The sequence below is a fragment of the Flavobacterium tiangeerense genome (genome assembly GCF_007830355.1).
In the GTDB taxonomy this organism is placed as follows: domain Bacteria; phylum Bacteroidota; class Bacteroidia; order Flavobacteriales; family Flavobacteriaceae; genus Flavobacterium; species Flavobacterium tiangeerense.
This window is the reverse complement of sequence record NZ_VLKO01000007.1, coordinates 159,506-175,357: the sequence shown is the minus strand read 5'-3', so window position 1 is coordinate 175,357 and position 15,852 is coordinate 159,506. Positions and strand designations below refer to the sequence as shown.

Below are 15,852 nucleotides of genomic sequence, written 5' to 3'. Positions count from 1 at the left end.
TGAAGCTTTTGAAAATGCAAAGTAGGTACAAGTACTATCTTTATTGCGCTAGATAAAAATCAACAGCTTTTCTCACGCTTCCGTATTCTGTAAGTAATGCAGCACCTTCTTCGTAGGTAACTGGAATTTCTTCCATAATCATCTTTACACCGCGGTCAACAAGTTTACTATTGCTGAGTTGCATATCGACCATTTTGTTTCCTTTCACTTTCCCAAGTTGGATCATGGTAGCAGTTGAAATCATGTTGAGTACTAGTTTTTGTGCCGTTCCTGCTTTCATGCGGGAACTTCCGGTTACAAATTCAGGTCCTACAATTACTTCAATTGGGAATTTCGCTGTTTGTGACAACGGACTTCCAGCATTACAAGAAATACTTCCTGTGGTTATGCTCATCTCATTGCACGCCTCTAAACCAGCAATAACATAAGGTGTGGTTCCCGAAGCTGCAATTCCTATAACAACATCATTTTTATTCACTTCAAAGGCTTGCAAGTCAATCCAGGCTTGAGTTGTGTTGTCTTCGGCATTTTCAACAGCTTTACGAATGGCTGTATCACCACCAGCAATAATCCCAACAACTAAATCAAAAGGAACACCGAAAGTAGGCGGACATTCGGAGGCATCAACAATTCCTAATCTTCCTGAGGTTCCCGCTCCTATGTAAAATAGACGACCGCCTAATTTCATTTTAGTGACAATTTCGGTTACTAAATTTTCAATTTGTGGCAATGCCTTTTCAACAGCAAGAGGAACTGTTTTGTCTTCTTGATTAATATTTGACAACAATTCCTGAACCGACATTTTTTCTAAATGTTCGTATTTTGAGGCTTGTTCGGTAGTTTTAGTGAAAGTCATTTTTAGTATAATTGGACAAGTCCAAAATTAACCTTTTTTATCACATTCCCGAAATTTTCTATTTTTTGTTTCAAGTTTTAAAAGTTTCAGATTTGCTTGCTTTTTGTACTAATTTACTAATTTTTATAATTTAATTTCTTCTAAATCGAAAGGAATTCAAATTGTTGAGACTTGATCTAAAATACTATATTTGTTTAAATATTATAAGTTAAATGGATAAATTAAGCTTACTGCAGGGCATTGGTCGGATCTCCGTTTTTGTTTCTTTATTGCTTGCATTTTTTTTAGTAACGGTTAAAACCAAAAATAAATTAGCAAATCGTTTATTTGCGTGTTTTTTTATTTTTTCAGCGATTGATCTTTCTGGTTTTTTTATTGATGCGGTTACTCGTATTGAGTTAAATTTAGAGATTTTTAGATCTACTGCCTGTTTGTTTGGAATGCCTTTATTTTATCTTTCTGTACTGGCAGTCTGTTATTCTGATTTTAGATTAAAGTGGAAGCACGCATTGCATTCAATTCCTTTTTTATTGGTCAATTTGGTTTTTATTCCAAGGATTTATCTTAGCAACTACATAGAAAGAGACACATTTGTTACAATACTTAATCAAATGCCAGAGATATACCTCATTCAGATTTTAATTGAATTTCAATATGTATTTTATATCGTCGGTGTTTTTATAATTTTAAAAAAGTATAGAGAAATCTATCTAGAAAATTACGCTGATTCGAGTACTGCTACTTATAAATGGTTATTTCAAATTACTTGTGTTTTTCTCATTGCACATTCAATTGTTGCATTAAAAAATATATTACGTTATACTGGGTTTAGAGAGATGTTTCTTTGGATAAATGTACTTGTAGGTGCTGTTGCTTTGCTTATAACATGCTGGTTTATCATGAAAGCGCTAAACCATCCCGAACTTTTTAGAGGTGTTAATTCTAAATTGAAATTAGCAAAAGATATTCTGCCTGAAGTTGAAGAAAAAACAGAATGTAAAGATGTTCATAACAATGCTATTTCCAGTAAAATTTCGAAATTGAAACAGTATATGGACGATAAAGAGCCTTATCTTGATCAATCGCTTACAATTCAGGAGCTTGCCAATCAAATTAATATTCCGGTTCGCGATTTATCTGTTTTAATAAATCATCATATGAATCAACATTTTTTTGATTTTGTTAATGAATATCGCATCAAAAAAGCGATGGGTATTTTAAAAGATCACTCTAAAAGTCAGCTTACTGTTTTGGAAATTTTGTACGAAGTGGGTTTTAATTCGAAATCTTCCTTTAATACTTCTTTCAAAAAATATACAAATTTAACTCCTACTGCATACCGAAAAGCTTTGTAATAAGCACTTTGTAAAAAGTCGTACACTATGTCTAATAAAGTCGAACTGATTTCTTCACGAGAAATTGGTTCGACTTTTTTTTGTCGGTCGCATAAGTAAAGTTTCTAAGGCAACTTTGCTTCATAGTAATCGAAACAAGTTTTTAAAAAATAGAAATCATGAAAAAAGCAAATTACCTTATCTTTTTATTAGTACCATTCTTTTGTTTAGCACAAGCATCATTTAAACTGAAAGGAAAAATCTCAAGTGAAACAACTCCGTTAGAATGGGCAGATATTTCGGTATCCAATTCAGAAGGAAAAATTATTTACGGGACAACCTCAATGAAAGATGGTAGTTTTGAAATCAATCTTAAAAAGGGGTTTTATAAAATTGGGGTTACCCTTATAAGATTTAATGAATTTGAAAAGGAAATTTTGATAGAAAAAGATATTGATTTAGGAACAATCCTTTTAAAAGAAAGCGCAACCGGTTTGAAGGAGGTTATCATTCAATCTAACAAGAAAACAATCGAACAGAAAACGGATCGTCTAGTTTATAATCTTGAAAATAATGTTACAACGGTTGGTGGAGACGCTTTAAGTGCTATAAATACAGCACCTGGAGTTGTGGTACAAAATAATACAATCAATATTTTAGGAAAAGGAACTTCTCGCGTTATGATAGATGGACGAATGATTGAATTGGTAGGAGAGGAACTGAATAATTATTTAAAATCGATCTCGGCAAGTGACATTAAAAATATTGAAATTATCAGTAATCCCCCATCAAAATATGAGGCGGAAGGAACTGGTGGATTAATTAATATTATTATGAAAAAAGGAGTTCGTGATTCTTGGAAAAATACAACTACACTTTCTTATGATCAAAATAAATATGGTATTACAACTTTAAGAGATAACTTTTTTTACCATAAAAACAAGTTCAGATTTGCTGCTAGTATGAATGTAAAATCAGGTTATTTAAATGATAAAGATGATTTTAAAATGTATTTTCCTGATGGACTGTCGCATTTAAAAAGTGAAACAAAGGTAAAAACCGAAAATCTTTCAGGTAAGGCAGCCCTAGATTATGATCTTTCAGAACGCATAACTATAGGATTTCAATTTTTACGTGATAGAAATAATCCGGATTTTAAATCGGATATTAGAATTGAGAATTACAATACCCAAAATGATTTGGATAATATTACACTGAATAAAAGTTTCACTGATAAAGGATCTCGAAATCAAACTTATAACGCACATATGATTACCAAGCTGGATGACTTAAAACGAAAACTATCTTTTGATATTGATTATTTTGATTATAGTTCCAATTTTAACCGAAATTTTGTGGCTAAAAATTATATGCCAGACATGACATTTATTGATGTGAATCAGTCAGGAAGAAATGTTTCAAATCAAGATATTAAAAACTGGAGTTTTAAGGCCGATATGGAACATCCACTTCAGGCAGTCAATTTATCTTACGGTGCGAAAATAAGTTTTACAAATAGCGAGAGTGATGTACTATACTACAATACAATTACAGGATTTCAAGAATTAGATCCGAACCAATCCAACCGATTTAGATACACCGAAAATAATCATGCGCTGTATGTTAATGCCAATAAAAATCTGGGAGAAAGTTGGAGTTTTCAAATGGGTGTTCGATTAGAAAATACTCATACAACTGGTTTTTCTGAAACTTTGAATCAGGAAAAAGTTAATGATTATTTGAAATTATTTCCAACTTTTTATGCTTCTTACAAGAAAAACGAAAGCAATACTTTTAGTTTAAATTATGGTAAAAGAATTAACAGACCACGTTTTGACTTATTGAATCCGTTCAGGATTTACATCAACAGCAATAGTTATTCCGAAGGAAATCCGTTTTTAATACCGTCATTTAGTGATAATTTTGAGTTTTCACATTCTTATAAAGAAATTTTGAGAACAAGTGTTTTTGTCAATTCAATTACAGATGGCTATGGTGTTTTGTTTACCTCAAATCCAGAGACCAATACACAGATTATAACCCGTGAAAATTATTTTAAAAGCTTAAATTATGGAATAGGTGAAAGTTACTCAGCAAGTTTTACAAATTGGTGGTCTAGTGAAAATTCATTGTACTTTTTGGGAGCAAAAACTGAATTTATTAAAGACATCAATGCTAAACCATCAAACAGTTTACAAATTGATTTTTCGACAAATAACACTTTTTTATTAGGCAAAACAACAAAATTGCAAATCGATTTTATGTATACAACACCATTCAAAGAGGGTTTGTATAAAGTAGGGTATGCCTCGAGTTTTGATATTGGTTTCAAACAGGATTTGTTTAATAAAACCATGCAGATTGCTTTTTTAGCAAATGATATTTTTAACACCTCATATTTAAAAGATTTTACTTCGGTTGTTAACGGTGTAAAACAAGTGTATAGTCAAAACAGCAGTAGTAGATTCGTGCGATTATCTTTAGTTTATAATTTTGGAAACAAAAAGATAAATGTACAACAGCGTGATTTTGGAAATAAGGAGGAAAATAAAAGAACAGGAAGTAATTAGAAAGTTTAAAGTTAAGAAACAGAATCTAACCTATTTCTGTTTCTTAACTTAAAAAATTATATAAAATATGCCAATGCAATTCCTATCACAATCATTGAAACCTTAGCGATATTGAACTTGTGTCCTTCGCTGCTTTCAAAAATAATGGTAGATGAAATATGGAATAAGATTCCTATCACTATTGCTGTAATTTGGGTGGTGTATTGGCTAATAAATGGCAAATAATCAGATGCGAGTGTGCCTAGTGGCGTCATGATGGCAAAGGTAATCATGAAGGCAAAAATTGCTTTTGGATTGAGATGTGAATTGATGAAAAACGTAGTCAAGATGATAGCAATAGGCAAGTGATGTATTGCAATACCAATGGCTAAATTATCATGTTGATGACCCACAGGAAAACCTTCTAAAAAAGCATGAATGCATAAGCTGATGAACAATAACCAAGGAATGTGATTCATGTTTTCATGTCCGTGTACGTGTCCATGCTCTGCGCCTTTGGAGAAAAACTCTAGTATGATTTGGAATAGAATTCCTAACATGATAAAGATTCCAATACTGCTTTGATTGCTTTCATAAACCTCAGGAAGCAGATGCATTACCGTCAACGACAATAAAAACGAACCACTAAAAGCTAAGAGTAGCTTTAAGTTGGTCTTGTTTTTTGGCTTTAATATTGAGGCAATGATATACCCTAAAAGTACAGAAAGTAAAGGTAAAAGGTAATTCATTGTTATTTAAAAATCATTATTAGTCGTTCACTATCTGTTTTATGGAATTTTTTCAGTTTGTAATCTCCAAAGATGTCCAAAAGATAAATTCCTGCTTGATCCATTAATACTTCAAAATCTTTTAGCGTTAGTGCTTTTACTTTTTCGGTGAAATGAAATTTTTGACCTTTGTCCTCGAAGCTAATATCTTTATAAATATGACCTTCTTTTTCATACCTCGTGATGTGAAAATCAATTTCATCAACCGTTTTAGTTTCTTCTGGTACCAAAGTTTCGAGTACATGATTTACATTCATGAAATCAATCACTGCAAAACCATATTCTGACAAGCTTTCTTTGATGGCTATAAGCGTTGTAAGGTTGTCTTTGTCATTTTCAAAATAGCCAAAACTGGTGAATAAATTAAATATAGCATCAAATTTTTCTTTAAAAGGCTCACGCATGTCATGAACTTTGAATTGTAATTTTTCATTAGCATTTTTATTCGCTTCGGCGATACTATTTTCAGATAAATCGGCACCAAGTACGGTAAAACCCAATTGATTTAAATATATAGAATGACGGCCTTTGCCACACGCTAAATCAAGGACTTTAGCATTTTCTGGTAAATTCAGATAATGGGTAAGATTGTCCATAAAAACTTGAGCTTCCCTGTAATTTCTATCCTTATATAAAATGTGATAATAAGGAGTATCAAACCAAGAGGTGTACCAGTTTTCTGTTGATTTGGGTTGATTTTCAAGGGATGTATTTTGAGATGCAGACATTTATTCTTTTTCAATTAATTCGATTGATGCAAATTTAGTGTATTTTTGCAACGAATACTTGATTTTACAATGGAAAATAATTATAAAATGATTGCCAAAACCTTTTTTGGTTTTGAAGAAATACTAGCAAAAGAATTGCAAAACCTAGGCGCACAAAATGTAGAGCAAGGGGTAAGAATGGTTAGTTTTAAAGGTGATAAAGGGTTTATGTACAAGGCTAATTTATCGTTGCGTACCGCTTTAAAAATTTTAAAACCCATTTATTTTTTTAAGGCCAATAATGAACAAGGATTATACAAAGGTATTGCGGGAGTAAACTGGTCTAAATTATTGAATGCGAACCAGACTTTTGTTATAGATACCACAGTACATTCAGAATATTTTAATCACTCTGAATTTGTTTCTCAAAAATGTAAAGATGCCATTGTAGATCAGTTTAGAGAAAGAACAGGTCAACGACCTAGTATTGATAAGGTTCACCCTGATTTAAGAATTAATATTCATATTGATAAAGACCAAGTTTCGGTAGCGCTAGATACATCTGGGAATGCATTGAACCAGCGTGGGTATAGAACTGCAACAAATATTGCACCTATAAACGAGGTTTTGGCCGCTGGAATTTTATTACTTTCAGGTTGGGATGGTCAAACAGATTTTTTAGATCCAATGTGTGGATCAGGTACTTTTTTAGCCGAAGCAGCCATGATTGCGTGTAATATTCCAGCTAATATCAACCGAAAAGAATTTGCTTTCGAAAAATGGAATGATTGGGATAATGATTTGTTTGATGCTATTACGGATAGTTTATTAAAACGTGTTCGCGAGTTTCATTATACCATAAAAGGATATGACAAAGCTCCAAGTGCGGTTCAAAAAGCGAAAGACAATATTAAAAATGCCAATCTTGACGAATACATTTCAATAGAAGATCAAAACTTTTTTGATTCAGAAAAAACTTCTGAAGGCAAATTGCATATCGTATTTAATCCACCTTATGACGAGCGTTTGGATATTCACATGGAGGAATTTTATAAGAATGTTGGCGATACTTTAAAGAAAAATTATCCAGGTACAAACGCTTGGATGATCACTGCAAACCTAGAAGCATTAAAACATGTAGGTTTAAAGCCTTCAAGAAAAATTAAACTTTTTAATGCAGGTCTTGAGGCGCGATTAGTAAAATATGAGATGTATGAAGGCAGTAAAAGAACAAAATTTGCTTCGTCCGTTAGATCAGAGGATTCAGATCAAGACACAACTGGTGCTGAATAAGTAATATCGAATTTTTTACTTTAAAACTTTAAGACTTATAAAAAATGACAAAAAAGCAAATACAAGCATTTGTATATCAACTAGCAAGCTTTGCGGTTTTATTTATCGCTGCAAGATATGCTATTGCTATGTACACTAATTTAACTGGTTTTTGGATTCCAATAACTGCATTTGTAATAGGAACTTTAGTAGCTCCAAAATTTCAAGCCGTACAAACAAAAGACGGTGAAAAATTATATATGAAATGGATTTTCATTAAAGGATTCAAGGAAATAGGGTAGTATAAAATCCTATAAGTTTTATTTTTAAATATAAAATGCACATTCACTTATTACTTTTTTAAGTTCTAATAATGAATGTGCATTTTTTTATACTACTTTTTTGGTACTACAGCTGGCTTTATTTTCTTTTTATAAATAGGAACAAAGTACGTTACTGTATAATTGAATCCTACTCCAAAACTCCCATCGTACGTTCTATTAAATCCCGGAATGTATAAGTTAGAGAAATTCTCGGGCTCTTTATTAGTTACCAATCGATTCAAACGAAGGCTGAAGCCCATAAAAACATTGTTAAATACTTTTGCTTTTATACCCGCAACAACTTCAATCCAACTAGCTGACAAACCATTAAATTTTTGTCCTGAGTTTATAATCGGTGTTTCTTGAAAGTACGGATTGGCATTATATATGCGGTAATTGTTTAACTGCTGATTGAACGTGCTAAAACCATAACGAAGACCAATTGAAATGATGTTTTCCATATCCAGCCAGTTTTCATATGCATTGTAATCAAAACCTGCTTTTATGTAACTTCCTTTTGTGGTAAAGTTGACGCGATCATCAGCTGTGGTTTTATTTTCGTTTCCAAGTTCGGCAGCTAAAAAGTACCTTTTTGTCAGTCTGTAATCACCCACAAGTTCTAATCCCTTATAATCTTTGTCATAAAGTGCACGAGTTACTTTATACAAATCTAAACCTACACGAATTCCATATCGATCAGTTTTAGCTGCAACTGAATTTTTTTTTTCGGTCTTAACATCAGTCGGGACTAGTTGTAAAGGCTCCTTTTTTGTTTGTTTTTCGAGTGTAGTTTTTTGCGGGGCAATAGGTTTTGGTACTGCTCCTTTGGGTGTTGTTTCTTGAGCTTGCATTACAGCAAACGATAAAACGAGAAAAAAACTAAAAAAAGATCTTAATATGTGTTTCATTTTCGTTTTCGATGTTATTTTTTTCAACTGATATGAACTTGATCCATTTTTGATTTGCAGCTGATGCATCAGTATGGGTATAAGGTGTTGTTGGGTCTAATGTAAAAATGCTTTTGTACCCGCATGCTCTTGAAACAAAAAGTTCCTGTGTTGTATAATTGAAACGGATAATATCTTCATCAACTAATGCTAGATTTGGATTTCCCGAGTTTAGTGTAAAACTAAAACTCGTTGAGTTTCCTACCGTTTTTAGTGGAATTGCAATACTAGTACCGTTTGTGGTTTGGCTACCGTTAAATAAAATTCCATCAGTCTTGCCTTCACCTAACACTTTCAAATTAGTTACATTTTTCTTTATTGATGGGTTTTCAAAATCGAAAAATTCAATTATTAATCTTGGGGTTGTAGGGGTTTTTGGATCGCAGATATCGTCTTTTTCACAGCTTGAGAAAGAGAGTGCTAGAGCAAATACGAATAAAATTATTTTTTTCATTTACATTGTAATATTTTCCCTAATAGGATTAAAGTGTCTATCTTCTTTCTAATAAAACCACATTTTCTACATGATGCGTTTGCGGAAACATATCCACAGGACGTACACGAGTTACCTTGTATTTCTCATCCATTAAGGCTAAATCGCGTGCTTGAGTAGCCGAGTTACAACTTACATAAACCACTTTTTCTGGAGCAATTTTTAAGATTTGTTCAATAACATCTTTGTGCATACCATCTCTAGGTGGATCGGTAATAATGACATCTGGGTGACCATGTTGTGCTATAAACGCATCATTAAACACCACTTTCATGTCTCCAACAAAGAACTCACAATTCGTGATCTCATTTCGAACGGCATTAGCTTTTGCATCTTTTATAGCATCTGGGACACTTTCTACACCAATTACTTTTTTAGCTTTTTTAGAAACAAATTGGGCGATAGTTCCTGTTCCAGTATACAAGTCATACACTACTTCATTTCCTGTTAAACCTGCAAAATCTCTTGTGATTTTGTACAATTCGTAAGCTTGGTCTGAGTTGGTTTGGTAAAAAGATTTGGCATTAATGCTAAATTTCAACCCTTCCATTTCTTCTAGAATGTAATCTCTTCCTTTGTATAACTTGATATCCGTATCGTACAAAGTATCATTTGCTTTATTGTTAACTACGTATTGTAACGATGTAATTTGCGGAAACTTTTCGTAAAGATGATCTAAAATCAACTCTCTGTTGGCCTTGTCATTTTCGAAAAATTGAATCAATACCATAATCTCACCCGTTGAAGCGGTACGTAACATTAAGGTACGTAACAAACCCTCGTGTGCTCTGGGGTTAAAGAAAGTTAATCCATTTGCATTTGCAAAATCTCTAACTTCATTACGAATAGCGTTTGAAGGATCTTCTTGTAAATGACATTTATTGATGTCTAGAATTTTATCCCACATTTTAGGGATGTGAAATCCAAGTGCATTTCTATTTCCTAAATTTTCGTCGCTTCCAATTTCAGCTTCGGTTAACCAACGGCTATTTGAAAACGAAAATTCCATTTTATTTCTGTAAAAAAACTTTTTCTCAGAACCTAAAATTGATTCAAATTCTGGAAGTTCTATTTTTCCAATACGTTGCAAGTGGTTTTTGACTTCGTTTTGTTTGAAAACCAATTGTTGATTGTAGTTCATGTTTTGCCATTTACACCCTCCACAAACACCAAAGTGCTCACAGATAGGATCTACACGATGCTCTGAAAACTCATGAAAATGAACTGCTTTACCCTCATAATACGCTTTGCGTTTCTTGAAAGTTTGCACATCTACTACATCTCCCGGAACTACATTCGGGATAAAAACTACTTTACCATCCGGTGCTTTTGCTACCGAAACGCCTTTTGCACCAGCATCAAGGACTTTTATTTGATGAAAGACAACTTTGTCTGTATTTTTCTTAGCCATAGCGCAAAAATAAGTGATTGAAAGGTTTTATAAATTCAATTTTACAAATATTTTTCAATTTTAGTCAATTAAAGCCAATGAATAAGAAAAGAGATGCCACTGTTGTGGTTTTTTTTCAATATTTTTTTTAAAAATGATACAAGTTTTTATAAATATTTATAGAAAAGAACAGCTCAGTTTTTAATTTATTTACCGAATTTTGCACTATCGATTACTTAAAATAGACGCCTATGAAGCTTTATGAAAAATTGAATGCGATTCCTTTTTTGAGAAAAAAATATGCGAGTAAATTTCTTTTTGTTGCTTTTTTAGGAATTCACATTCCACTAATAGGAGTTTCACTTTTTCTTCTTTTTGGAAACCAAGAATTGCAATCTATAATGATTCTAGTAGTTACTTTAATATTCACATTACTTGCAACATTAATAACTTTGCTAGTGCTCAAAAAATTAATAAAGCCTATTGAGCTTGCCTCTAGCGCATTAGTAGAGTATAGAAACAATAGAATCATACCTAATTTACCAACTCATTTTCAAGATGAAACAGGATTGTTATTGGCCAATATTCAATCCTCTATAGCAGATTATGAAGCTTATATTAATGATAAACAAGATTTAATCTATTTGTTATCACATGACTTACGAGGTTTTGCTGCTAATTCTCAGGGGCTTTCTACATTAATTTTAAATGAAAATCCCTCTGAATTAATAGCAGAGTATTCCAATTTAATCACAGATTCGACTAATCAGCAACTTGCATTCATTGAAACTTTAATTACACTGATACGTGATGAAGACGAAATATCAAAAAAAGAATATTTTGTAAACCAAATAGATTTCAATACTGTTTTAAGTAAAGTTTCAGGCCAGTTAGCCGCAAAATTGATTTCTAAAAATTGTACTTTAGAATATGCAACACAGTTGCCTACTACCTTAATTCATTTAGATGAGGATTTATTAGTGCGTGTTTTAATTAACCTTACTGATAATGCTATTAAGTTTTCGTTTCCAGACAGTATTATCAGAATAAATTTGATACAAGACAATAAAACTATTCTTATTCAAGTCACAGATACTGGTTTGGGATTTAAAAGCCAAGATATTGAGCATTTATTTGATAAGTTCACATCAAAAAGCCGTTTAGGGACAAATAATGAAGCCTCAACAGGAATAGGGTTGTATTTGTGTAAAAAAATCATAGAAAAATATAAAGGTCACATTTATGCAGAAAGCAATGGCATGAATCAAGGTTCTACTTTTTCTGTGAGGTTAAATCTTAAGTAATTTTTTTTAGAAAAAGGCAATTTTAAGTTTCTCAAGTTTTTACAAAAGATATTAATTATTACTCTTTATTTTCTTTGAATTCAACCAGGTATTCTTCTTTTTTCTCCTTAGTTTTTACGACTTTTAAACCGTATTGAGATTCTAGCTGCTGGATTATCTTATCTAAACTATCTGAGTTTAGAGTAATGTTGTACTTGTTTTTTGTGTTAGGAGTTTGATCGTTAAATAATATGTTTTTGTGGTTGCTAATGGAAGATGCTAGAGCAGCTAACGTTCCATTTTCGATACGAATTTCTTTAGGAGAGATTGTTGTAGAAGTTGTGATTTTTGGGTCGGTTGCCAAACTTTTTGCTAACAAAGCCGGATTTACAATGCTCATATTCCAACTTTCTTTTTCAATATTTTTTTTGATAATGGTGAAACCCAAATGTTTTTTGAGTTGCTCAAGAGCTAGTTTTCTTGTTTGTAGCGTGTCTTTTGTTTTATTTTTAAAATGAAAATTATAACTTTTTGTTGTTTCCAGAGAATCGTTCACATCTATTAATTGTTCACTAGTTTGTAACACCGGCGCTAGCAAAGTTTTAATGGTTGTATTAGTGTACGCTAAACTGTCCACATAGTTTTTATAAGATGCGTCAGAAAAAGCATCCTTGTTTTGCTCTATTTTAATGCTGTATTTAGGGGTGTTTTCATCAACATTAATCATCATACTATTCATCCCAAGGATTGAAATTCCTATAAAAATAGCATTATGAATGGCATGCATCATGTATCCTGCTAAAAAACCTTGTTTTACTCTCAAGAAACCGGTTATAAGTCCCATCATAATTTGTGGAGCTACTAAAAGTGGTGATAACAATAATACATTTACGGTTATTTCGAAATTGAAAATGTGAAAGAAACCAAACAACAAGGCCGAGAAAAAGAAAACTGTAGCATAGTATTTTGTCCAAATGGTTTGCAGTTTGTCGTTTGTTTTTTGTCGCGCTGCTGTACCACCAAAAGAGGCAAATCCTAGGATAATTTGAATAACACTATTGTACTGATATCGTAAATACAACCTGAAAATTAATTCTTCAAAAAGTGGAATTATAAATACAGCTAAAATAAAAAACAATGGAATTGGTATTGTTTTCATCATTTCTTGAATCGAATGATTTTCAGTATCAATCCATTCAAGCTTCTCTAGTCCGCTAATGATGCCTATCATCAGTAGTAAAACAGGCATCTCAAGTATAATAAAAGCAAGTACGTTTTTAAGTCGTTCTAAAAAAGTTAGTTCAACTCCTTTTTGATCTGTTGGGTTTTTTAAAAAAGAAATGAAATTTTTTAAATTTTCATTAATATTCTCGGAGAAAGAGTGGCTCATAGTTTTTTGGTTAACGGGTATTACCTGATCGATTTTAAACAAATCGTAAGATATTTATCAAACAAACATAATCAAATTATATTATTTTAGGATGTCTTTCACAAATTTTATCCAAGACATTTTTCAGGAAGTTTTTTTGAACTATAGGTACATGCCTAAAGTTACGTTAATTAATATTTTATTAGCAGTTACGTTTGTTTTGGTTTTGTAAATTTGGTAAAACACTAAAAAAAGCATTATGAAAAGATACGCAACAGCACACTGGGAAGGTTCACTTAAAGAAGGAAATGGAACGCTTACTACTCAAACAACTACTCTTGATAAAACGCAATATTCTTTTAAATCACGTTTTGAAGAAGGTGTGGGCACAAACCCCGAAGAGTTAATAGCAGCTGCACATGCTGGTTGTTTTACGATGCAACTATCGGCATATATTGGTGAGGAAGGATTTGCTATTGAAAATATTGAAACAAAATGTGACATTGATTTTGTAGATGGTGTCATTGCCACATCTCACCTTACGGTTAATGCAAAAATTGCAGACATAACAGCAGATGCTTTTCAAGAATTAGTTCAAAAAGCCGAAAAGAACTGTCCAGTTTCTAAGGTTCTGAACGCAACAATTTCTAGTACCGCAACACTATTGTAAACTAAAAATAGTTTCACAAAAAACTCGAGTTGTACACTCGAGTTTTTTTTATGGATTAAATTTCTAAAACTTTTTGAATTGCTTCTTCAACTAAAGGACCCATTACTTGATATCCTGCTAAGTTGGGATGTACTCCGTCTGGGCCATATTCTTTTTTGAGTCCATTTTTCTCATCTTTCATTTCGTCAAAATAATCAAGATAATATATACCGTTCTCTAATGCGTACTTTTTTATCAAAAGATTCAAGGCTATAATTTTTTCAGCAGGAAATTGATTGGGTCTCCAAGAAAAATCATAAGCAGGCAAAACAGAACATAAAATGACTTTTATTTTATTGGCTTGAGCCAAAGCTTCCATTTCAAAAATAGTTGAAGCAATCCTTTGGATCGTAGTTGGGCCAGTATTTCCAGCAATATCATTTACACCACCCAGTATGACAACAACAGCAGGGTTTAAATCTAAAACATCAGCTTTAAACCTTTTGAGCATTTGAGGTGTTGTTTGGCCACTAATTCCGCGGTTGATGTACGGTTTTAATTCAAAAAAACTCGGATTTATTCTGCTCCAAAACTCAGTAATGGAGTCACCCATAAATACAACTCTTTTTTCTCCAGCTGGGGATGGTTTAAGTTGTAAATTTTGTTCTTGGTACTTTTTTAAATTGGCCCAGTCTTGAGCTTGTGTTTTTTGCCCCATGATATATGTTGCTTCTATTAAACCAATTGAAAAGCTATCTTTTATTCAAAATAATAATAATTTTGAGGCTATATTTTTTTCATTGGATTGTATTGATTTTTAGAATTAATCAAATAAATCCGAAGATAAATAACGGTCACCACGATCGCAAATGATTGCTACAATAACACCAGATTCTATCTTTTCGGCAATTTTTATCGCAGCGGCCACTGATCCGCCGCTACTCATTCCTGCAAAAATTCCTTCTTCAAGCGCTAAACGTTTGGTCATGGCTCTGGCTTCTTGCTCTGAAACTTCAATAACTGTGTCTACTTTTTTGGCATCAAAAATTTTAGGCAAATATTCCTGTGGCCATTTTCTAATACCAGGTATTTGAGAACCATCACTAGGTTGTGCTCCCACAATTTGAATGGCAGAATTTTTTTCTTTTAAAAAAGTAGATGTACCAATTATAGTTCCTGTAGTACCCATTGCAGATACAAAGTGGGTTACCGTTCCATCAGTATCATTCCATACTTCGGGACCTGTAGTATTGTAATGAGCTTTCCAGTTGTCATCATTTGCAAACTGATTGAGCATGATATAGCCACCTTCAGCAACTTTTTTATCAGCATAATCTCTTGATCCTATAATTCCGGTTGCCGCTGGAGTTAAAATAACCGTTGCTCCATAAGCACGCATGGTTTGTGTGCGCTCTATGGTAGAATCTTCGGGCAGTATGAGCTCAATTTCAATATTAAATAACTGTGCAATCATCGCTAGTGCTATTCCAGTATTTCCACTAGTTGCCTCTATTAGTTTGTCGCCTTTTTTTATGTCTCCTCGTTCTAATGCCGATTTGATCATGTTGTATGCGGCTCTATCTTTAACACTTCCTCCAGGATTGTTACCCTCAAGTTTCAATAATAGTTTTATATTTTTATTGGCAATTAAGTTTGTAGATTCAACTAACGGCGTGTTACCTATTAAATCTAGTATTTTGTATGATTTCATGAGCTTATTGGATTATTAAAAAAGAAAGTTCCTGCACCAAAAGAGGAGCCTTCGATAAAATTTATTTCTTTTGTTCAAAAAAGTGGTGCAAAGATATTGAACTAAATTAAAATTATGCATTGGATTCAAGTAAACCTATTGTTGCAATTAGGAAACTTTGTTATAGAAGTAATGTTTTTTG

The 15,852-nt window shown here is 32.5% G+C and carries 15 protein-coding genes; 6 read left to right on the top strand and 9 right to left on the bottom strand.

Annotated elements, in window-relative coordinates; translation table 11 throughout:
- Positions 1–40: 40 nt before the first annotated feature.
- A complete protein-coding gene (gene murQ, locus IQ05_RS09595) occupies positions 41–856 on the bottom strand; it encodes an N-acetylmuramic acid 6-phosphate etherase (RefSeq protein WP_144892393.1) in 816 nt (271 codons plus the stop codon).
- Positions 857–1,068: 212 nt separating this feature from the next.
- Here murQ and IQ05_RS09590 point away from each other — a divergent pair, with 212 nt between their 5' ends.
- Both IQ05_RS09590 and IQ05_RS09585 read left to right on the top strand, forming a co-directional pair.
- Complete coding sequence (locus IQ05_RS09590; protein WP_144892391.1) at positions 1,069–2,211, top strand: helix-turn-helix domain-containing protein; 1,143 nt, start codon at positions 1,069–1,071, stop codon at positions 2,209–2,211.
- Between the two features lie 158 nt (positions 2,212–2,369).
- Positions 2,370–4,760, top strand: coding sequence for an outer membrane beta-barrel family protein (locus IQ05_RS09585; RefSeq protein WP_144892389.1), 2,391 nt, complete (start codon positions 2,370–2,372; stop codon positions 4,758–4,760).
- A 56-nt stretch (positions 4,761–4,816) separates the two neighbouring features.
- On the opposite strand, the gene IQ05_RS09580 is transcribed toward IQ05_RS09585, so the two are convergent.
- Both IQ05_RS09580 and IQ05_RS09575 read right to left on the bottom strand, forming a co-directional pair.
- Positions 4,817–5,488 carry a ZIP family metal transporter gene (locus tag IQ05_RS09580; RefSeq protein ID WP_144892387.1) on the bottom strand — a complete coding sequence of 224 codons (672 nt, stop codon included), beginning with the start codon at positions 5,486–5,488 and terminating at the stop codon, positions 4,817–4,819.
- Between the two features lie 2 nt (positions 5,489–5,490).
- On the bottom strand, positions 5,491–6,255 hold the full coding sequence (locus tag IQ05_RS09575) for a class I SAM-dependent methyltransferase (protein WP_144892385.1): 765 nt from the start codon (positions 6,253–6,255) through the stop codon (positions 5,491–5,493).
- Between the two features lie 69 nt (positions 6,256–6,324).
- On the opposite strand from IQ05_RS09575, the gene IQ05_RS09570 reads away from it, so the two are divergent.
- Complete coding sequence (locus IQ05_RS09570) at positions 6,325–7,527, top strand: THUMP domain-containing class I SAM-dependent RNA methyltransferase (protein WP_144892383.1); 1,203 nt, start codon at positions 6,325–6,327, stop codon at positions 7,525–7,527.
- Positions 7,528–7,571: 44 nt separating this feature from the next.
- The gene (locus IQ05_RS09565) at positions 7,572–7,808 is read left to right on the top strand and encodes a hypothetical protein (RefSeq protein WP_144892381.1); all 237 of its coding nucleotides are present in this window, start codon (positions 7,572–7,574) and stop codon (positions 7,806–7,808) included.
- A 92-nt stretch (positions 7,809–7,900) separates the two neighbouring features.
- Here IQ05_RS09565 and IQ05_RS09560 read toward each other — a convergent pair whose 3' ends face one another.
- Genes IQ05_RS09560 through rlmD form a run of 3 tightly spaced genes read right to left on the bottom strand, consistent with a single transcriptional unit; the run spans position 7,901 to position 10,680 of the window.
- Positions 7,901–8,737 (bottom strand): DUF6048 family protein, encoded by an 837-nt coding sequence (locus IQ05_RS09560; protein ID WP_144892379.1) that lies wholly within the window; start codon positions 8,735–8,737, stop codon positions 7,901–7,903.
- Positions 8,709–9,230: a DUF6452 family protein gene (locus IQ05_RS09555; protein ID WP_144892377.1), complete on the bottom strand. Its 522-nt coding sequence runs from the start codon at positions 9,228–9,230 to the stop codon at positions 8,709–8,711. The genes IQ05_RS09560 and IQ05_RS09555 overlap by 29 nt, the downstream gene beginning before the upstream one ends.
- Before the next feature lie 37 nt (positions 9,231–9,267).
- Positions 9,268–10,680: a 23S rRNA (uracil(1939)-C(5))-methyltransferase RlmD gene (gene rlmD, locus IQ05_RS09550; protein WP_144892375.1), complete on the bottom strand. Its 1,413-nt coding sequence runs from the start codon at positions 10,678–10,680 to the stop codon at positions 9,268–9,270.
- A 230-nt stretch (positions 10,681–10,910) separates the two neighbouring features.
- Here rlmD and IQ05_RS09545 point away from each other — a divergent pair, with 230 nt between their 5' ends.
- Positions 10,911–11,963 (top strand): sensor histidine kinase, encoded by a 1,053-nt coding sequence (locus IQ05_RS09545; RefSeq protein ID WP_144892373.1) that lies wholly within the window; start codon positions 10,911–10,913, stop codon positions 11,961–11,963.
- A 58-nt stretch (positions 11,964–12,021) separates the two neighbouring features.
- On the opposite strand, the gene IQ05_RS09540 is transcribed toward IQ05_RS09545, so the two are convergent.
- Positions 12,022–13,332, bottom strand: a complete 1,311-nt coding sequence (locus IQ05_RS09540; protein WP_144892371.1) for a CPBP family intramembrane glutamic endopeptidase — start codon at positions 13,330–13,332, stop codon at positions 12,022–12,024.
- 238 nt (positions 13,333–13,570) lie between these two features.
- On the opposite strand from IQ05_RS09540, the gene IQ05_RS09535 reads away from it, so the two are divergent.
- The gene (locus tag IQ05_RS09535; RefSeq protein ID WP_144892369.1) at positions 13,571–13,981 is read left to right on the top strand and encodes an OsmC family peroxiredoxin; all 411 of its coding nucleotides are present in this window, start codon (positions 13,571–13,573) and stop codon (positions 13,979–13,981) included.
- A gap of 55 nt (positions 13,982–14,036) precedes the next feature.
- On the opposite strand, the gene IQ05_RS09530 is transcribed toward IQ05_RS09535, so the two are convergent.
- Both IQ05_RS09530 and cysM read right to left on the bottom strand, forming a co-directional pair.
- Positions 14,037–14,678, bottom strand: a complete 642-nt coding sequence (locus IQ05_RS09530) for an SGNH/GDSL hydrolase family protein (RefSeq protein ID WP_144892367.1) — start codon at positions 14,676–14,678, stop codon at positions 14,037–14,039.
- A gap of 105 nt (positions 14,679–14,783) precedes the next feature.
- Positions 14,784–15,671, bottom strand: a complete 888-nt coding sequence (gene cysM, locus IQ05_RS09525) for a cysteine synthase CysM (protein WP_144892365.1) — start codon at positions 15,669–15,671, stop codon at positions 14,784–14,786.
- Positions 15,672–15,852: the final 181 nt, after the last annotated feature.

Coding starts and splice junctions, on each gene's coding strand:
- murQ (WP_144892393.1), bottom strand. CDS start 856: ATGACTTTCACTAAAACTACCGAACAAGCCTCAAAATACGAACATTTA.
- IQ05_RS09590 (WP_144892391.1), top strand. CDS start 1,069: ATGGATAAATTAAGCTTACTGCAGGGCATTGGTCGGATCTCCGTTTTT.
- IQ05_RS09585 (WP_144892389.1), top strand. CDS start 2,370: ATGAAAAAAGCAAATTACCTTATCTTTTTATTAGTACCATTCTTTTGT.
- IQ05_RS09580 (WP_144892387.1), bottom strand. CDS start 5,488: ATGAATTACCTTTTACCTTTACTTTCTGTACTTTTAGGGTATATCATT.
- IQ05_RS09575 (WP_144892385.1), bottom strand. CDS start 6,255: ATGTCTGCATCTCAAAATACATCCCTTGAAAATCAACCCAAATCAACA.
- IQ05_RS09570 (WP_144892383.1), top strand. CDS start 6,325: ATGGAAAATAATTATAAAATGATTGCCAAAACCTTTTTTGGTTTTGAA.
- IQ05_RS09565 (WP_144892381.1), top strand. CDS start 7,572: ATGACAAAAAAGCAAATACAAGCATTTGTATATCAACTAGCAAGCTTT.
- IQ05_RS09560 (WP_144892379.1), bottom strand. CDS start 8,737: ATGAAACACATATTAAGATCTTTTTTTAGTTTTTTTCTCGTTTTATCG.
- IQ05_RS09555 (WP_144892377.1), bottom strand. CDS start 9,230: ATGAAAAAAATAATTTTATTCGTATTTGCTCTAGCACTCTCTTTCTCA.
- rlmD (WP_144892375.1), bottom strand. CDS start 10,680: ATGGCTAAGAAAAATACAGACAAAGTTGTCTTTCATCAAATAAAAGTC.
- IQ05_RS09545 (WP_144892373.1), top strand. CDS start 10,911: ATGAAGCTTTATGAAAAATTGAATGCGATTCCTTTTTTGAGAAAAAAA.
- IQ05_RS09540 (WP_144892371.1), bottom strand. CDS start 13,332: ATGAGCCACTCTTTCTCCGAGAATATTAATGAAAATTTAAAAAATTTC.
- IQ05_RS09535 (WP_144892369.1), top strand. CDS start 13,571: ATGAAAAGATACGCAACAGCACACTGGGAAGGTTCACTTAAAGAAGGA.
- IQ05_RS09530 (WP_144892367.1), bottom strand. CDS start 14,678: ATGGGGCAAAAAACACAAGCTCAAGACTGGGCCAATTTAAAAAAGTAC.
- cysM (WP_144892365.1), bottom strand. CDS start 15,671: ATGAAATCATACAAAATACTAGATTTAATAGGTAACACGCCGTTAGTT.